At 66.3% G+C, this 15,643-nt stretch carries 15 protein-coding genes; 5 read left to right on the top strand and 10 right to left on the bottom strand.

Features of this window, described 5'->3' with window-relative positions:
- Nucleotides 1-13: 13 nt before the first annotated feature.
- From ACQCSY_RS17635 to ACQCSY_RS17620, 4 genes are read right to left on the bottom strand one after another with little or no spacing between them, the layout of a single operon-like run.
- Nucleotides 14-925, bottom strand: a complete 912-nt coding sequence (locus ACQCSY_RS17635) for an ABC transporter permease (RefSeq protein WP_427130785.1) — start codon at nucleotides 923-925, stop codon at nucleotides 14-16.
- Nucleotides 915-2,651, bottom strand: a complete 1,737-nt coding sequence (locus ACQCSY_RS17630; protein ID WP_427130783.1) for a glycosyltransferase family 4 protein — start codon at nucleotides 2,649-2,651, stop codon at nucleotides 915-917. Before ACQCSY_RS17630 ends, ACQCSY_RS17635 begins: the two co-directional genes overlap by 11 nt.
- Before the next feature lie 3 nt (nucleotides 2,652-2,654).
- Nucleotides 2,655-3,902 (bottom strand): glycosyltransferase family 4 protein, encoded by a 1,248-nt coding sequence (locus tag ACQCSY_RS17625; RefSeq protein ID WP_427130781.1) that lies wholly within the window; start codon nucleotides 3,900-3,902, stop codon nucleotides 2,655-2,657.
- A 9-nt stretch (nucleotides 3,903-3,911) separates the two neighbouring features.
- A complete protein-coding gene (locus tag ACQCSY_RS17620; RefSeq protein WP_427130779.1) occupies nucleotides 3,912-4,070 on the bottom strand; it encodes a hypothetical protein in 159 nt (52 codons plus the stop codon).
- A gap of 236 nt (nucleotides 4,071-4,306) precedes the next feature.
- Between ACQCSY_RS17620 and ACQCSY_RS17615 the strand changes: the two genes are divergently transcribed.
- A complete protein-coding gene (locus tag ACQCSY_RS17615; RefSeq protein ID WP_427130777.1) occupies nucleotides 4,307-4,552 on the top strand; it encodes a hypothetical protein in 246 nt (81 codons plus the stop codon).
- A 334-nt stretch (nucleotides 4,553-4,886) separates the two neighbouring features.
- Nucleotides 4,887-5,390: a DUF3515 family protein gene (locus ACQCSY_RS17610; protein ID WP_427130775.1), complete on the top strand. Its 504-nt coding sequence runs from the start codon at nucleotides 4,887-4,889 to the stop codon at nucleotides 5,388-5,390.
- 22 nt (nucleotides 5,391-5,412) lie between these two features.
- Here the strand turns inward: ACQCSY_RS17610 and ACQCSY_RS17605 are convergent, their stop codons facing one another.
- The 4 genes from ACQCSY_RS17605 to murA are packed head-to-tail and all read right to left on the bottom strand — an operon-like array spanning nucleotide 5,413 to nucleotide 9,789.
- A complete protein-coding gene (locus ACQCSY_RS17605) occupies nucleotides 5,413-6,561 on the bottom strand; it encodes a D-alanine--D-alanine ligase family protein (protein WP_427130773.1) in 1,149 nt (382 codons plus the stop codon).
- Nucleotides 6,562-6,563: 2 nt separating this feature from the next.
- Nucleotides 6,564-7,616, bottom strand: a complete 1,053-nt coding sequence (locus ACQCSY_RS17600) for an NAD(P)H-dependent glycerol-3-phosphate dehydrogenase (RefSeq protein ID WP_427130771.1) — start codon at nucleotides 7,614-7,616, stop codon at nucleotides 6,564-6,566.
- A complete protein-coding gene (locus tag ACQCSY_RS17595) occupies nucleotides 7,613-8,452 on the bottom strand; it encodes a lysophospholipid acyltransferase family protein (RefSeq protein ID WP_427130769.1) in 840 nt (279 codons plus the stop codon). Before ACQCSY_RS17595 ends, ACQCSY_RS17600 begins: the two co-directional genes overlap by 4 nt.
- A gap of 11 nt (nucleotides 8,453-8,463) precedes the next feature.
- Nucleotides 8,464-9,789 (bottom strand): UDP-N-acetylglucosamine 1-carboxyvinyltransferase, encoded by a 1,326-nt coding sequence (gene murA / locus ACQCSY_RS17590; protein ID WP_427130767.1) that lies wholly within the window; start codon nucleotides 9,787-9,789, stop codon nucleotides 8,464-8,466.
- Between the two features lie 322 nt (nucleotides 9,790-10,111).
- Here murA and ACQCSY_RS17585 point away from each other — a divergent pair, with 322 nt between their 5' ends.
- Nucleotides 10,112-10,915 (top strand): hypothetical protein, encoded by an 804-nt coding sequence (locus tag ACQCSY_RS17585; RefSeq protein WP_427130765.1) that lies wholly within the window; start codon nucleotides 10,112-10,114, stop codon nucleotides 10,913-10,915.
- Nucleotides 10,916-11,157: 242 nt separating this feature from the next.
- A complete protein-coding gene (locus tag ACQCSY_RS17580) occupies nucleotides 11,158-12,573 on the top strand; it encodes an HNH endonuclease (protein ID WP_427130763.1) in 1,416 nt (471 codons plus the stop codon).
- 125 nt (nucleotides 12,574-12,698) lie between these two features.
- Here ACQCSY_RS17580 and leuD read toward each other — a convergent pair whose 3' ends face one another.
- Together leuD and leuC are read right to left on the bottom strand one after the other, a co-directional pair.
- On the bottom strand, nucleotides 12,699-13,301 hold the full coding sequence (gene leuD, locus ACQCSY_RS17575) for a 3-isopropylmalate dehydratase small subunit (protein WP_427130761.1): 603 nt from the start codon (nucleotides 13,299-13,301) through the stop codon (nucleotides 12,699-12,701).
- 41 nt (nucleotides 13,302-13,342) lie between these two features.
- Nucleotides 13,343-14,797, bottom strand: coding sequence for a 3-isopropylmalate dehydratase large subunit (leuC, locus tag ACQCSY_RS17570; protein WP_427130759.1), 1,455 nt, complete (start codon nucleotides 14,795-14,797; stop codon nucleotides 13,343-13,345).
- A 112-nt stretch (nucleotides 14,798-14,909) separates the two neighbouring features.
- On the opposite strand from leuC, the gene ACQCSY_RS17565 reads away from it, so the two are divergent.
- Complete coding sequence (locus tag ACQCSY_RS17565; RefSeq protein WP_026266447.1) at nucleotides 14,910-15,629, top strand: IclR family transcriptional regulator; 720 nt, start codon at nucleotides 14,910-14,912, stop codon at nucleotides 15,627-15,629.
- Nucleotides 15,630-15,643 lie beyond the last annotated feature (14 nt).

The following is a 15,643-nucleotide window of genomic DNA, read 5'->3' as shown; positions in this document are numbered from 1 at the left end:
GTACAGTTCCTGCTCACCCGCGTCCATAGGATTCCTCCCCTTTCCAGAAATACACCAGGCCGACGGCCAAGGCGCCAAGGGCCCAGGCTGCCAGAATCGCCCAAGACTGCCATTGGGGAACCCGGGCATAGAGGACACAGTCACGCACGATGTCGATGACGTTGAACAAGGGATTGAGCTTTATCGCGGCCAATATTTGCGGCTGGGTTACGAAGCGGTCATAAGTGTAGAAAATAGCCGATACATACATCCAGGCCCGCATCGCAAAAGGAATCAGATGGGTGATGTCGTGAACCCGCGAGATCATCCTTGCGAGAATCAGGCCAATGCCTAGATTGAAGAGAGACTGCAGGAGTATGGCCGGCACCAAGAGAATCCAGAGCCAAGTGATTTTCTCCGAAGGAGGCAACACAACCACAATCAAGAGCATGGCCAGGATCAGCGGCACAGCCGCGAGCAGCTCACGGACGTTCGCTCCGATGGGGAGTGCCGCACGCGGAAAATTGAATGCCTGCACCACGGACTTGTTGCTGCGGATGGAGCGCGCTCCGGCTGTGATCGCTCCCGAGCTGAACTGGAAAATAAAGATTCCCACCACCAGATAGCCCACGAAGTTTTCGATGCCCTTGCTGGTCTTCAGAAGCAGCCCGAAAATCAGGTAGTAGGTCAAGCCATTGAAGATAGGATTCAGGAGCAGCCAGGCACTGCCGAGGCGGTCGCGCCGCGTCCCACTCTGCACGCGCGCTCGGGCATCATAGAAAATAAACTGCCGGAAGTCCCACAGCCGGACAAGATAGTCAAGAAATCCGGGTCGCGAGCCAACCCGTGTAAGTCTCCGCATGTCCACGGACAGGGGCTGGACGGCCGTCTGGTCCGGTTCTATTTCCGTTTCTGCGGACACTAGCTGGTTCTCCTCAATGGTCATGGTGCAGCTTCCTGTAAGCCGCTGCGAGGGCTTGGGCGTTCGCAGCCCAGGTCCTCGTGTTCAGGACACGGACCCGGCCCGCTAGTCCCATTGATGCCCTGAGCGTCCCGTCAGCGAGAACAGTTGCCAAGGCCGCTGCAAGCTGTGCCGGCGCTTCGGCTGGAACAACAATCCCATTTACACCGTCCTCGATGATCTCGGACAGTGCCGGCAGATTACTCGCCACCACCGGCCGGGCACACGCCAGTGCCTCCACCGGTTTGAGGGGGGTCACCGAACGGGTGACTTCGAGGTCCTTGCGGGGAACAACAAAGACGTCCAGCGACTGATGGTAGCGTACTGCCCGGTCCTGGGGCACCCGGCCCGTAAAGATGATGCGGTCGCCAAAGCCGCTCTGGCGTGCCTGTACCTGTAGTAGGGGCTTGGACACGCCGTCACCCACAATCAGCAGACGTAGATCGGGATGCTTCGGTGCGAGCAACTCAAACGCCTCAACGAGGTCGTCGATCCCCTCATATGCTACCAAACTGCTGACGGTGCCTATGTACTGGCCATCTCTTTCGAGGCCCAGTTCGCCGCGCGCGCTGGCAGCATCCAGCGGCTCGTCGAGGAACCCCCCGCCCACGGCGTTCGGGGCGATGATGACTTTCGCCTCCGGGATGCCCGCCGTAACGATGTTGGCTTTCATGGCCTGCCCCAGCGTCACTACGAGGTCAGCTTCCCGCATGATCTCGGTTTCCCGTTCCTGGAACAGCCGGTACTTTTCACTGTTACGGGCCTCTGGACCCCGTGTGGAGGCCCAGGTGTCCGCCAGTTGACCGCGGACTTCGTACACCCAGGGGATCCCCAGCGCGTCGGCCACGGCCCGGACCACCAGTCCGTTGACAAAGTGCGTGGTGGTATGGAGCACGCTTGGCTTAAACTCCAGCGCCACCCGGAGCAGTTCCTCGGCCTGTTGCTGCAGCCGTGCATCCATCGTCGGCGCCAGCTTGGCCGGGAGCAGGCGCCGGTAGCGGACGCCGTCCACGACGTCGGTGGCACGCGCCAGGAACTTGCCCACCTGGACCGGATAGGCCAGCCGCGTGACAGCCAGCACGTCCCAGCCCTCCTGTTGCTGGGCCACCATGACGGAATGGGAACGCTGGGCGTAGCCGCTGGCCGTGTGCGGAAGGGAATTCGTCAGCAAATAGAGGACCCTGCCCGGAACCGGGGTGAAGTCCTGCCGGCGCAGCGACGGTGCGGCACCTGCGAAGACGGCCACCTCGCCGGCAAGCCGTGCCTGCTGCCGCAGTCCGGCCGCGCCGGAGCCGTCAAGCGCCGCAACGGCGCCGCTCATGTTTCCGTCATGCCACAGCCTGCGGGCCCGGGCGGATTTGAGGCCGGGCGCTGCTGATGCCGCGGCCAACAAGGTGTCCGAGAGCTCAGGAAGCCCGGCGGACAGGGCGATATCGGCAAGACGGCGCGCCTGCTCCCCCTTGACGTGCCGGCGGACGGCAAGCTGGAGGCGGCGGGTGACGTCGGCGTCGTCCCCGTTGCTCAGCGAGCCGAGCAACGCAGGTACGGCGAAGGAGCTTTTTGGCAGAACAGCGCTGGCAAGGCGGCCCAGCGGACGGACGACGGCGGGCAGCCGGCGCGCGACCTGGAGGTACAGGACGAAGGGGTCATCACTGAGGTGCTGGCTGATGACGCCCGCGGCGAGCCGCGCATTCTTGAAGAACTGAATCATCTGCTAGGAGCGGCCTCTGCCAAGAAGTTCGGAAATCAGCTCCATGTAGCGGCCGGCCAACTGCTCATACTCGGCGTGTGTCTTGACCCACTGGCGGCTGTCATCGTTCCGGACAAGCCGGCCACGGTCAGCGGCGAGCTCGCGCCACAAAGCGGCCAGTGCCTCCGGATCGCTGGCAACGATGTCCCCGGCCTCGGCGTCGGCAATAATGCGCGCCGCCTCGCCACGCACGACGGCCGTCACGTGCCGGCCGACGGCCAGGACCTCATAGGTCTTGGACGGAACCGTGGTCTCGAAGGACTTCCAGTCATCGCGCAGCGACACCAGGCAGGTATCGGCCGAAGCGTAGCGCGCCATCATGGCATCCCCGCTCAGGGGCGCGTGAAAGGTGACCGGGGCCTTCAGTTCGCGGGCAAGTTTCTCCAGCACCGGCCGCTGCGTGCCGTGGCCCACCATGTGAAGATGCATCGAATCCCCCACCAAGGCACTTGCCCGGATGGCCACATCCAGCCGCTGGCTCTCCCCGTGGTTTCCGAGGTACAGGGCCTCAAAGATGGGCCGTTCCAGTTCCGGGGCGTCCAGGACCGGGATGGCGTCCAGATGCACGCCGTTGCTGACGGTTGCCACGTTGCGGATACCGCGCGATCGCAACGTTGCCGCGAATCCCTCGGTCACCGTGACCACGAGGTCGGCCCGGTGCTGCACGAAGTCCACCACGCGTTCCACCACGCTCTTGACGCTTCCCTGAACGAGGCGGGCGTCACGGGCGAGGTCCGGCCACGCGTCCCGCATTTCCACGATCAGCGGCACGCCGCGCAGCTTGGCCAGGACGTAGCCGGCGGCAAGGGAGGGCAGTCCGGGGGCAGTGACAATCACGACGTCGGGCTTCCGGACGAGCATTCCGGCCGGGATCGACAGCACGGCCGAATAGCACTGGTCCAGCAGGCGTGCGGCACGGGAGTTGCCGTGCCGCAGGTAGGGCACACGGAGAATCATCTCGGTGAACTGGCCCTTTTGCAGCTGGAACGGCCTCCCGGCCATCCGCCGAGGGAGGGCCCGCCGGCCGAAGGGGTAGTGCGCAATCGGTGTCACGACGTCGACGTCCCAGCCTGAGCGGGAAAACTCCTTGATCATGGCCGTCCAGCGGCGCTGCGGAGGGCTCTGCTCCGGCCAGTAAGAGTGGGTCAGTAGCGTTATGCGCAGACCGTCCGCACCGGAGGCTTCCGGGTCACCAACGACTTCATGTTGCATCGTTGTGGATTACTTTCCGGCCTTGGCGGAAGTGCGATGGGTCTTCCCATCGAGGAACCGGAAGTAGGCAAAGCCTGCCGCCAGCAGTCCCAGCACAACAAGCACTTGCACCGCGAGCGGACTGCCTGTCGCTACCGCCACAGCCGCCTGGATTTGGGTCTTCACCATCAAGGGAGGCTCAGACGGGGTGGCAATAACCGCGGGTGCCGTTGATTGCGCGGGTTCCGGCGTAACCGATGGGGACGGCGTCTCGGTGGTTGCTTCGTCGCTCGTTTCACCGTCAGCAGGCTCGGCTGCGGGGGCCTGGACCGCGGGCGCCAGTGCTGGCGGCACGACGAGTTCAGGAGCCGGGTTGCCGGGGGCAGGGGCCTGAGTCTCGGGAGCCGCGGGCACGTCCGGAGCGGGTGCAGGAAGCGCAGGATCGGGTGCGGGAAGCGCCGGATCGGGTGCAGGAAGCGCCGGATCGGGTGCAGGAACCACCGGATCGGGTGCAGGAAGCGCCGGATCGGGTGCAGGAACCACCGGATCGGGTGCAGGAACCACCGGATCGGGTGCAGGAACCACCGGATCGGGTGCAGGAACCACCGGATCGGGTGCAGGAACCACCGGATCGGGTGCGGGAACCGGATCGGGTGTCGGAGTGGGTGTGATCAAAGTTGCCAAGGGGCTAGGAAGCACCAAATCGTCAGCATGGGCGGCAGTAGCCGTTCCCATGACCGAGGCGGCAAGGAGCAGTGCCCCCAGCCCGGCGCGTGCTGATTTCAATTTTCGGCTGCACGACGTCATCGACAGTCCCTCCCCCAGGTACGAGATTAGATCAAGTGTGCGCGGTCTGGCCATCACTAACGTCGCTGTCGGCAGAGCCCCAGAGGTGCGCGGGTTCCCAGTGTACTCGACGCTACGTCACAGGTTGTTCATATTCGGGTGCTAGGGAGAGCCGAGCGCGTTGCGGCAGCGCCCCGCAGGCCGGGATAGGCTGGAAGCATGCACCGTTTCCGTCGCCTTGCTTCCGCGCGTCTGCCGCTAGCTGTGGCCGTTGCCTCAGTTGCGGGCCTTGCCCTCACGGCGTGCTCGCCAGTCGTGGACGTCACACCCGCGAAGGACGCGGCAAACGCGGCCTGCGCGCCGATGATGCTGGCGCTGCCGGATGCAATCGGCGACGCCAAGGTGCGGAAGACCAACGCGCAGGCGACGGCGGCGTGGGGCGATCCGTCCCTCGTGATCCTGCGCTGCGGCGTCAACGTCCCGGGACCCACCACGGACCGCTGCGTCAGTGTGAACGGCGTCGACTGGGTCATCAAGGAAGGCGACCCCGTGTGGACGCTGACCACGTTCGGACGTGAACCGGCCACCGAGATCCTGATGGACCCGAATAAGATCAGCTCGGCCACCGTGTTGGCGGACCTCTCCGCCTCCGCACTGAAGATCAAGGCGACGCGGAACTGCGTGGGCCAGGAAGACCTGCAGAACCTGCCGTCCAGCAAATAGGGGTCTCGCTCCCCACCCGCCCCTAGCGCAGGCCGGTCTTGCGGTGCAGTGCCAGATAGATCAGCTCGTCGATCAGCTCCGCGTACCCCAGGCCGGAGGCGGCCCACATCTGCGGATACATGCTCTTGGGCGTGAACCCGGGCATGGTGTTGATTTCGTTGATGATCAGTTCGCCCTCGGGCGTGAAGAAGAAGTCGACCCGGCTCAGACCTTCGGCGCCAACGGCGTCGAAGGCGACGGCGGCAAGCTCCCGGACCCGGGCGATTGCCTCCTCGGGGAGGTCGGCCGGGCAGCTCAGCGCGGCGGCGTCGTCCTCCACATACTTGGCGTTGAAGTCATAGAACTCATGCCCGCCGCCGGCCACGGAAATCTCGCCGGGCATGGACGTCCGGGGAGCGTCGGTCCCCCGGCCTTCCAGCACGGCGCATTCAATCTCGCGTCCCGTGATGCCGGCCTCGATGACGAGCTTGGGGTCGTGCTCGCGGGCGGCCGCGATCGCGGCGTCCAGGCCCTCGAGCGAGTCCACCTTGGAGATGCCCATGGAGGATCCTGCCCGGGCCGGCTTTACGAACACCGGGAAGCCGAGCTGGTCCACGCGCTTGCGGACCAGCTCGGGATCTTTGAGCCACTGCCGGTCGGTCACGGCGATGTACGGCCCAACGCGGAGCCCGGCCGATTCAAAGACCACCTTCATGAAGTGCTTGTCCATGCCGACGGCGGACGCCAGCACGCCGGCACCGACGTAGCGGGTGTCGGAGAGCTCCAGGAATCCTTGGATGGTCCCGTCCTCCCCGAACGGCCCGTGCAGCAGCGGGAAGACGACGTCCACGGAGCCGAGCTCCTGCGGAACCTGGTTGGGGGACGCCACGATCAGCTGGTGGTCGCCGCCGATCTCCGCCAGCGTCACGGTCTGCGCCGACGGCGCCACTTCCGGCAGCGCGGACGCCGACAGCGACCACTCCTTGGTGTCGCCGGAGGCCAGCACCCACTGGCCGGTCTTGGCGATCCCGATGGGGATCACCTCGTACTTGTCCTTGTCGATCGCCCCAAGAACGCCGGCGGCCGTCACGCAGCTGACCGCGTGCTCGCTGGAGCGGCCGCCGAACAGCACTGCCACGCGGGGCCTGGACTGGCCCGTGCGGCCTTCTGTGGCCACGTTGTTTTCTGACACGCTCAGTAACCGCCTTCGGGTTTCAGGTCCCGGGCCAGCAGCAGGGGACCCAGTTCGTCTACGGACAGTTTTCCGGCCAGCACGGCGACGACGGCCGCCGTGATGGGCATCTCGACGCCGAGTTTGCCCGCCAGTTCGTGCACGGCCTGGCTGGATTTGATCCCCTCGGCCGTTTGCTTCATCTCGGAAGTGACCTGCTCGAGGGTGAGGCCCTTCCCCAGCAGCCGGCCGGCGGTGTGGTTCCGGGACAGCGGCGAGGAGCATGTGGCCACGAGGTCACCCAGGCCGGCCAGCCCTGACATGGTCCGGGCTTCCCCGCCCAGGGCGAGCGTGAGCCGGGACGTCTCGGCCAAGCCGCGCGTGATGACCGAGGCCTTGGTGTTGTCACCCATCTTCTTGCCTTCGCAGATGCCGACAGCCAGGGCAATGACGTTCTTTACGATGCCGCCGATTTCGACGCCGATCACATCGGTAGTGGTGTAGGGGCGGAAGTACGGCGCGGTGCAGCTCCGGGCGATCCAGGCTGCCGCCTCGGCGTCGGAACATGCCACGACGGAGGCGGTGGGCTCTTCGCGTGCGATCTCCATGGCCAGGTTGGGGCCGGACACCACCGCGACCCGGTTGGCGGGGATCCCCAGCTCCTCGCAGATGACTTCGCTCATCCGGGCGTCAGAATGCAGTTCGAGGCCCTTCATGAGGGACACCACCAGGGCGCCGGGAGCCAGCAGGTTCTTCAACTCCCGCAGTTGCGGCCGCAGGGTCTGCGCGGGGACAGCGACTATGACCAGTTCAGCGCCCGCCAGGACCTCGGCGACGTCGGTCGAGGCGGTAATGCTGGGTGGCAGCGGGATGCCGTTGAGGTACTGCTCGTTCCGATGCAGCGCATTGATCTGGTCCACGACCTCCGCGCGCCGGCCCCACAGGCGAATGCTGCGTTCGACGCCGGAGGCGGTAGCGGCGTCGGCGACGATCTTCGCGAAGGTGGTCCCCCAGGAGCCTGCCCCCAGGACGGCCACCTGACCCGCAGATGATCCTCGTTCAAGATTAATCGTCATTTGGAACTGTCCCCAATATTCTCGTCTGATTCGTTTGGTGTACCGCCGTCTGTTCTGCCATCAGGGGCGGCTTTGCCTCCGGCGGCGCCGCCAGCCCCGCCGCGCTTGATGAAGCGGCCGTGTGCGGATTGGTTGTGCGCCGCGGGGTCCCACCGCTGCGCCGGCGCCGGCTCGCCGCGCAAGGTGGCGAGTAGGCCGGTGATGGCGTCCATGATGACGCTCGTGGCCTCGGTAAGCGTTGCTTTGTCCAGCGGCCGGCCGGCGAAGGCGCTCAGGTCCACTGGATCCCCGACCACCAGCCGGGACGTCCTGCGCGGGAAGACGTGGAACCGCTTGGAATAGCGCGGAAAGACCTCATGGGCTCCCCAGTGGGCCATGGGGACCACCGGGATGCCGCTCTCCAGCGCCATCCGGGCTGCGCCGGTGTGCCCCTTCATCGGCCACAGCTCAGGATCGCGGGTCAGGGTCCCCTCGGGGTAGATGACGATCGCCCCGCCCTCGCTGACGATCTCCCTGGCGAGCTGGAGTGAACGGTTGGCCCCCACGGAAGAGCGCTCCACGGGGATCTGCTTCGCGGCGCGCAGCACGGCGCCGACCACCGGGGTCTTGAAGAGTCCGCCCTTGGCCAGGAAGTGCGGCATCCGCTTCTTGTTGTAGAGCATGTGCCCCACCACCAGCGGGTCGATCTCGGTGCAGTGGTTGGGCGTGGCGATGAACCCCCCCGCCGGCAGCTTGTCGAGGCCCTCCCACTTCTTGTTCATCAGCAGGTTCATCACGGGCCGGACGATCCCGGCAACAATGACAAAAGTGATGTGGCTCTTGGCCGTTTCCTTCACAGGGGCGCCCGCTACTTGGCTGAGGTGATGTCGAAGTCAGCGCCCAGGCCGGCGAGCTTTTCAGTAAAGCGCTCGTAACCGCGGTTGATGATGTCGATTCCGGTGACCCGTGAGGTGCCGGTGGCCGCCAGGGCCGCGATCAGGTGGCTGAAGCCTCCGCGCAGGTCCGGCACGTGGATGTCGGTACCCTTCAGCTGCGTGGGTCCGGAAATCACGGCGGAATGCAGGAAGTTGCGCTGGCCGAAGCGGCACGGCACGCTGCCGAGGCATTCGCGATGGACCTGGATGTTGGCGCCCATCCGGATCAGGGCTTCGGTGAACCCGAAGCGGTTCTCGTAGACGGTCTCGTGGACGATCGAGACGCCCTCGGCCTGGGTCAGAGCCACGATAAGCGGCTGCTGCCAGTCGGTCATGAAGCCGGGGTGCACGTCCGTTTCGAGGACCAGCGGATTGAGCTTGCCGCCGCGGTGGTAGAAGCGGATGCCGTCGTCGCCGATATCCATTCCGCCGCCCACCTTTCGGTAGGTGTTCAGGAACGTCATCATGTCGCGCTGGGTGGCGCCTTCAACGAAGATGTCGCCGCGGGTGACCAGCGCCGCGGAGGCCCAGGAGGCCGATTCATTGCGGTCGGAGAGGGCACGGTGGTTGTAGCCGCCGAGGTCCTGGACGCCTTCGATCCTGATGGTGCGGTCGGTCTGGACGCTGATGATCGCGCCCATCTTCTGCAGCACGGCAATGAGGTCCACGATTTCGGGCTCGGTCGCCGCGCCGGAGAGCTCGGTGATGCCGTCGGCCCGTGTGGCACTCAGCAGCACTTGCTCCGTCGCTCCGACGGACGGATAAGGCAGGGCGATCTTGGCGCCCTTGAGCCCGCCGGGCGCGGAGATGTGGATGCCGCCGGGGCGCTTTTCCACCACGGCACCGAACTGGCGCAGGACATTGAGGTGGTAGTCAATCGGCCGGTCTCCGATCTTGCAGCCGCCGAGGTCCGGGATGAAGGCCTCGCCGATGGCGTGGATCAGCGGCCCGCACAGCAGGATCGGGATGCGGGAATCGCCGGCGTGCGCGTCGATCGCGGTGCTGGAGGCGGTCTTGGCGCCCTTCGGGTCAAGGGTCAGGTCCCCGGTGACGGGGTCCTTATCGACTGTGACGCCATGGAGCTGGAGCAGGCTGGTGACAACCTCGACGTCCTTGATCTCGGGGACGTTGCGCAGCACGGACGGCTCATTGCCCAGCAGGGCAGCAACCATCGCCTTGGGGACAAGATTCTTGGCCCCGCGAACGATGACGCGGCCTGTCAGCGGGACGCCTCCGCGGATTGTCAGAACACTACTCATTTACCGGTTTCCTCACGACTACTCGCCCCCAAATCCTTACAAAGGCTCCAGCTAAGCATAGGAGCTAGGGTTACCGATCTGAAATATGCGTGGGTTTACTTGGCGTCCCGCTTCCCTCAACAGGGCATTTGATCGGTGGCGGTGGCCGCGTCCACGTAGCTCGGCGGCGTGTTGCGATAACGGCGGAGGCAGAGAGGTCTCCCCCTGACCGCTACAACCACGAAGTCCGTCACTCTCGGACGCAACTATTGCGGCCGTTACGCCGCACGAGCCTGGGGGCACGTTGGTAATCACCAACATGACATCTAGAACTGCCATCGCTTTGATTACATTCTGTCTGGCGATCCTCACAACACTTTCACTGGTCACCGCGCCGATCGCTGGCGCAGCCTCGGATGTGGCCGGGCCTGTGCTTGTCAGCTCAACCGTGACGCCGAAGTCCCTGAACATCGCCACCGGCCCGGCAACCGTCAAAGTCACCCTCCGGCTCACCGACCAGACCGGCGCCAGCGAACCCGTAGTTACCCTCGGCAACGACGCCACCGGGCAAAGCCAGGGCTTCGGGGCCATGACCCTGATCTCCGGCACCGCGAAAGACGGCACCTGGGAACGCTCCATGACCATCCCGCAGGGCTCAGCCACGGGCCCCTGGAACGTGACGCTCTATCCCCTGAGCGACACACTCGGCAACGACTCCACCGGCTTCCAGACCCTCGCCACCCTGAACGTGACGGCAACGCCTGCTCTTGCACCAGCGCCCACCCCTACGGTTTCGGGCACCACGAAGGTCGGAAGGACCCTCACCGCCGTCCCGGGAACCTGGTCGCCAGCCCCTGTGACACTCAGCTACCAGTGGTACCGGTCCGGCGTCGCGATCACCGCCGCCACCATGAGCACCTACAAACTCACAGCCACCGACTCCGGCAAGACCATCACGGTCCGCGTAACGGGCAGAAGGAGCGGCTACACCACGGCATCCAGAACCTCCGCGCCAACGGCCGCGATCACGGCGGGCACGCTGACGGCGCCCACACCCACCATTTCGGGCACCACCAAGGTCGGATGCACGCTCACCGCCGCTTTGGGGACCTGGGCACCATCCCCCGTGACACTCAGCTACCAGTAGTACCGGTCCGGCGTCGCGATCGCCGCCGCCACCATGAGCACCTACAAACTCACAGCCACCGACGCCGGAAAGACCATCACCGTTCGCGCAACAGGCAGAAAAATCCGGCTACACCACGGCCTCCAGGACCTCCGCACCAACGTCAACCGTCATCCGCTAGCGGAGGGCGTGCCACGGGCGGGATCTACTCGGGCGCGACCATTTCCGTCAATAATGTCGTAGGTCCCTGAAAGACTCTCATTATGGACGGAAATCGGGAGCCGGGGCAGGCTCCGGCAGCAGCGCAACGCGGCGACGCGTCCGTCAGGGATATGATCAGGTCCCTGGCCGCCCAGCGCCCCTGCATTGAGAGCGCCGGGCTGATCGACCAACTGCGGGACGCGGAGGATCTGAAGTCCGCCGCCGCCGCCTTCCAGGCCCGCGTCGCCGTCGCTTTCGATGCCGCCCAGCGCCGCGCGCAGAAGTCGACCGGCGTGCCCGCGGATGAACTGGGCCATGGCATCGGCGCGCAGATCGCGCTGGCCCGGCGCGAATCCCCGGCCCGCGGCGGCCGGCTCCTGGGTCTCGCGAAAGCCCTGGTGACGGAAATGCCGCACACTTTGGCCGCCCTGAACACCGGACAGCTCAACGAATGGCGTGCGACCCTGATCGTGAAGGAAACGGCGTGCCTGTGCGCGGCGGACCGGTGCGCCGTCGATGAACAGCTCGCCGCCGATACCGGGGCGCTGGCCGGGGCCGGGGACCGGACCATCATCGCCGCGGCCCGGTCCGCCGCCTACCGCCTCGATCCCCGCTCCGTCACGGACCGCGCCGCCCACGCCGCCACCGAGCGGCACGTTAGCCTCCGACCGGCCCCGGACACCATGTGTTACCTGACCGCCCTGCTGCCGGTCCGCGAAGGGGTGGCCGTCCACGCCGCCCTCACCCGCCACGCCGACACCCTCCGATCCGACGGGGATACCCGCTCCCGCGGCCAGATCATGGCCGATGACCTGGTCGAACGCATCACCGGCACACCCGGCGGGATCACGAGTATTGAAATCCAGCTCGTCATGACCGACCGCACGCTCTTCCAGGGCGACAGCGAACCCGCCCGCCTCCCCGGCTATGCCATCGTCCCCGCCGGCTGGGCCCGGAACGCAATCAGGGATGAGGACGCCGGAGATCCCGCCTTCACCATCTGGCTTCGGCGGCTCTACACCGCCCCCGGCAGCGGAGAGCTGGTCGGCATGGACTCCCGTGCCCGCCTCTTCCCGTCCGGGCTGCGCCGGTTCATCCAGGCCAGGGACGATACTTGCCGCACCCCGTATTGCGACGCCCCGATCCGCCACCTGGACCACATCGTCCCCTGGCACGACGGCGCCGCCACCAGCCGAGGTAACGGAGCCGGTCTCTGCGAAGGCTGTAACCACACCAAGGAAACCCCCGGCTGGGCCGCACAGCCACGCCCCGGCCCGCGGCACGCCCTCGAGCTCACGACCCCCACCGGTCACAGCTACCAGTCCACCGCGCCGCCGCTGCCGGGAACGGGCTACACGGGACACTCCGGGCAGCTTCCTGACGCGACTGAGAGCGGAGCCGGGCGCCGCAGCAGGGAACTCCGGCACCGGGCCAAGACCCTTAAACGGCCCCGTCTGACGAAGCAGTCAGCCGCCTGACACGCAGCTGCGCCCGACCAAACTTCACTTTGGCTTCGCCGACAAATACAAAGTGCCGCCGTCGGGTCATGGGACTCGACGGCGGCACTCTGCCTTTCGGGAACGTCTTCAGGAGACCTGGTGCCTCAGGACAGCCGGGCGGGCAGCGTCTTGGGCAGGAAGGCGGGTCTGGTGGCCTCGAAGGCGGTGATGTCTTCCTCGTGCTTGAGGGTCAGCCCGATGTCGTCCAGGCCTTCGAGCAGGCGCCATCGCGTGTAGTCGTCAATCTCGAACGGTGCCACGATGTTGGCGCACTGCACTGTCTTGGAGACAAGGTCAACCGTGACCTCGGTGCCGGGCGCGCTTTCCAGCTCCTTCCAGATGAGCTCGATGTCATCCTGGGCCAGTTCGGCGGCGAGCAGGCCCTGCTTGCCGGAGTTGCCGCGGAAGATGTCCGCGAAGCGCGAGGACAGCACGGTCTTGAAGCCGTAGTCCTTCAGCGCCCAGACGGCGTGTTCCCTGGACGAACCGGTGCCGAAGTCGGGGCCGGCCACCAGCACGGAGCCGGCGTTGAACGGCGCCTGGTTCAGGATGAAGGCCGGATCCTTGCGCCAGGCAGCGAACAGGGCGTCCTCGAAGCCGGTGCGGGTGATGCGCTTGAGGTAGACGGCGGGGATGATCTGGTCCGTGTCGACGTTGCTCTGGCGCAGCGGGACGCCGATTCCGGTGTGGGTGGTGAACTTTTCCATGGCGGATCCTTCTAGGCTGTGTGGATCGGGGCTGTCGGGAGCTAGGCTGCGTCGATGCGGATGGCTGCGGGCTCCGGGGCGGGCTCCAGATCCGACGGCGAGCTCAGGGTGCCGCGCACGGCGGTGGCCGCGGCCACCACCGGCGAGACCAGGTGGGTGCGGCCGCCCTTGCCCTGGCGTCCCTCGAAGTTGCGGTTGGACGTGGAGGCGCAGCGCTCCCCCGGTTCCAGCTGGTCCGGGTTCATGCCCAGGCACATGGAGCAGCCGGCGAAGCGCCATTCCGCCCCGAAGTCCTTGAAGACCCGGTCCAGGCCCTCGGCCTCGGCCTCAAGCCGGACGCGTGCCGAGCCCGGGACGACGAGCATCCGGATGTTCGGGTCCTTGGTGCGACCGCGGATGATGTCCGCGGCGGCGCGGAGGTCCTCCATCCTGGAGTTGGTGCAGGAGCCCAGGAAAACGGTGTCCACCCGGATGTCCTTCATCGGGGTGCCGGCCTCGAGGCCCATGTACTGCAGCGCGCGTTCGGCGGCGGCCTTGGCGTTCTCGTCGCCGAAGTCCTCGGGCGAGGGCACCTTGGCGGACAGGGACACGCCCTGGCCGGGGTTGGTCCCCCAGGTCACGAACGGTTCCAGGGTGTCGGCGTCGAGGTCCACCTCGACGTCGAACGTGGCGCCGTCGTCGGTGCGCAGGGTGTTCCAGTATCCGACGGCGGCATCCCACTCGGGGCCCTGGGGCGCATGCGGGCGGCCGTACATGTAGTCATAGGTGGTCTGGTCCGGGGCGACCAGTCCGGCGCGCGCGCCGGCTTCGATGGACATGTTGCAGATGGTCATCCGGGCTTCCATGGACAGCGCGCGGATCGCGGAACCGCGGTACTCCAGCACGTAGCCCTGGCCGCCGCCGGTGCCGATCTTGGCGATGACGGCCAGGATGATGTCCTTGGCGGACACGCCGGGCCGCAGCGTGCCCTCGACGTTGATGGCCATGGTCTTGAACGGCTTCAGCGAGAGCGTCTGGGTGGCCATGACATGCTCCACCTCGGAGGTGCCGATGCCCATCGCCAGCGCGCCGAACGCGCCGTGCGTGGAGGTGTGCGAGTCGCCGCAGACTACGGTCATGCCGGGCTGGGTGAGGCCCAGCTGCGGTCCCACCACGTGGACGATCCCCTGTTCGGCGTCGCCGAGCGAGTGCAGGCGGACGCCGAACTCCTGGCAGTTGTTGCGCAGGGTCTGGATCTGGGTCCGGCTGGTCAGATCGGCGATTGGCTTGTCGATGTCCAGCGTGGGAGTGTTGTGGTCTTCCGTGGCGATGGTGAGGTCCGGCCGGCGCAGCTTGCGGCCCGCCAGGCGCAGGCCTTCAAATGCCTGCGGGGACGTGACCTCGTGCACCAGGTGGAGGTCGATGAAGAGAAGGTCGGGCTGGGCGTTGGCTCCTTCGCCATCCCCCTTGCGCACCACGTGCGCGTCCCAGACTTTCTCGGCCAGTGTCTTTGCCACGGCCTTCTCCCTTCACTGCAATTGGTTGGTTGTCTCCACTGAATCAGCACTGCCGTGTAATACGCCAGCCGAATGATTTGCATCTCAGATATTGAGACGGCAATATCATTACATGGACAATTCTAGTGGAGTCGGTGTCATCGATAAAGCGGCCCATGTGCTTGACGCACTTGAGGCTGGCCCCACCACCCTGGCGCAGCTCGTTGCAGCCACCGGGTTGGCACGGCCCACCGTGCACCGGCTTGCCTTGGCGCTGGTCCACCACCGCTTGGTGAGTCGGGACATCCAGGGCAGGTTCGTGCTCGGCAGCCGCCTCGTGGAGCTGGCCTCCGCCGCCGGCGAGGACCGGCTCATCGCCTCCGCCGGGCCGGTGCTCATGCAATTGCGCGACGCCACCGGCGAAAGCGCGCAGATTTTCCGCCGCCAGGGCGACTGGCGTGTCTGCGTGGCCTCCGCCGAGCGCCCGATCGGCCTCCGCGACACCATCCCCGTCGGCACCCAGCTCTCCATGAAGGCCGGCTCCGCCGCCCAGGTGCTGCTGGCCTGGGAAGACCATGACCGGCTCCTGGAAGGCCTCCAGTCCGCCCGCTTCACTCCCACGGTTCTGGCGGGCGTACGACGGCGGGGCTGGGGTCAGAGCCTCGGCGAACGCGAGCCCGGGGTCGCCTCCGTTTCGGCCCCCGTCCGCGGACCGTCCGGCCGGGTGATCGCCGCCGTGTCGATCTCAGGTCCAATCGAGCGCCTGACCCGCCAGCCCGGGCGCCTGCACGCCGAGGTGGTCTGCAACGCGGGCCGTGTCCTGACCGAAGCGCTCCGCAAGACCAACGACTGACCCCTTGGACCTTG

It is taken from the genome of Pseudarthrobacter sp. S9, from assembly GCF_050156545.1.
In the GTDB taxonomy this organism is placed as follows: domain Bacteria; phylum Actinomycetota; class Actinomycetes; order Actinomycetales; family Micrococcaceae; genus Arthrobacter.
The sequence above is the reverse complement of the archived record's forward strand: the minus strand, read 5'-3'. Positions and strand labels throughout refer to the sequence as shown.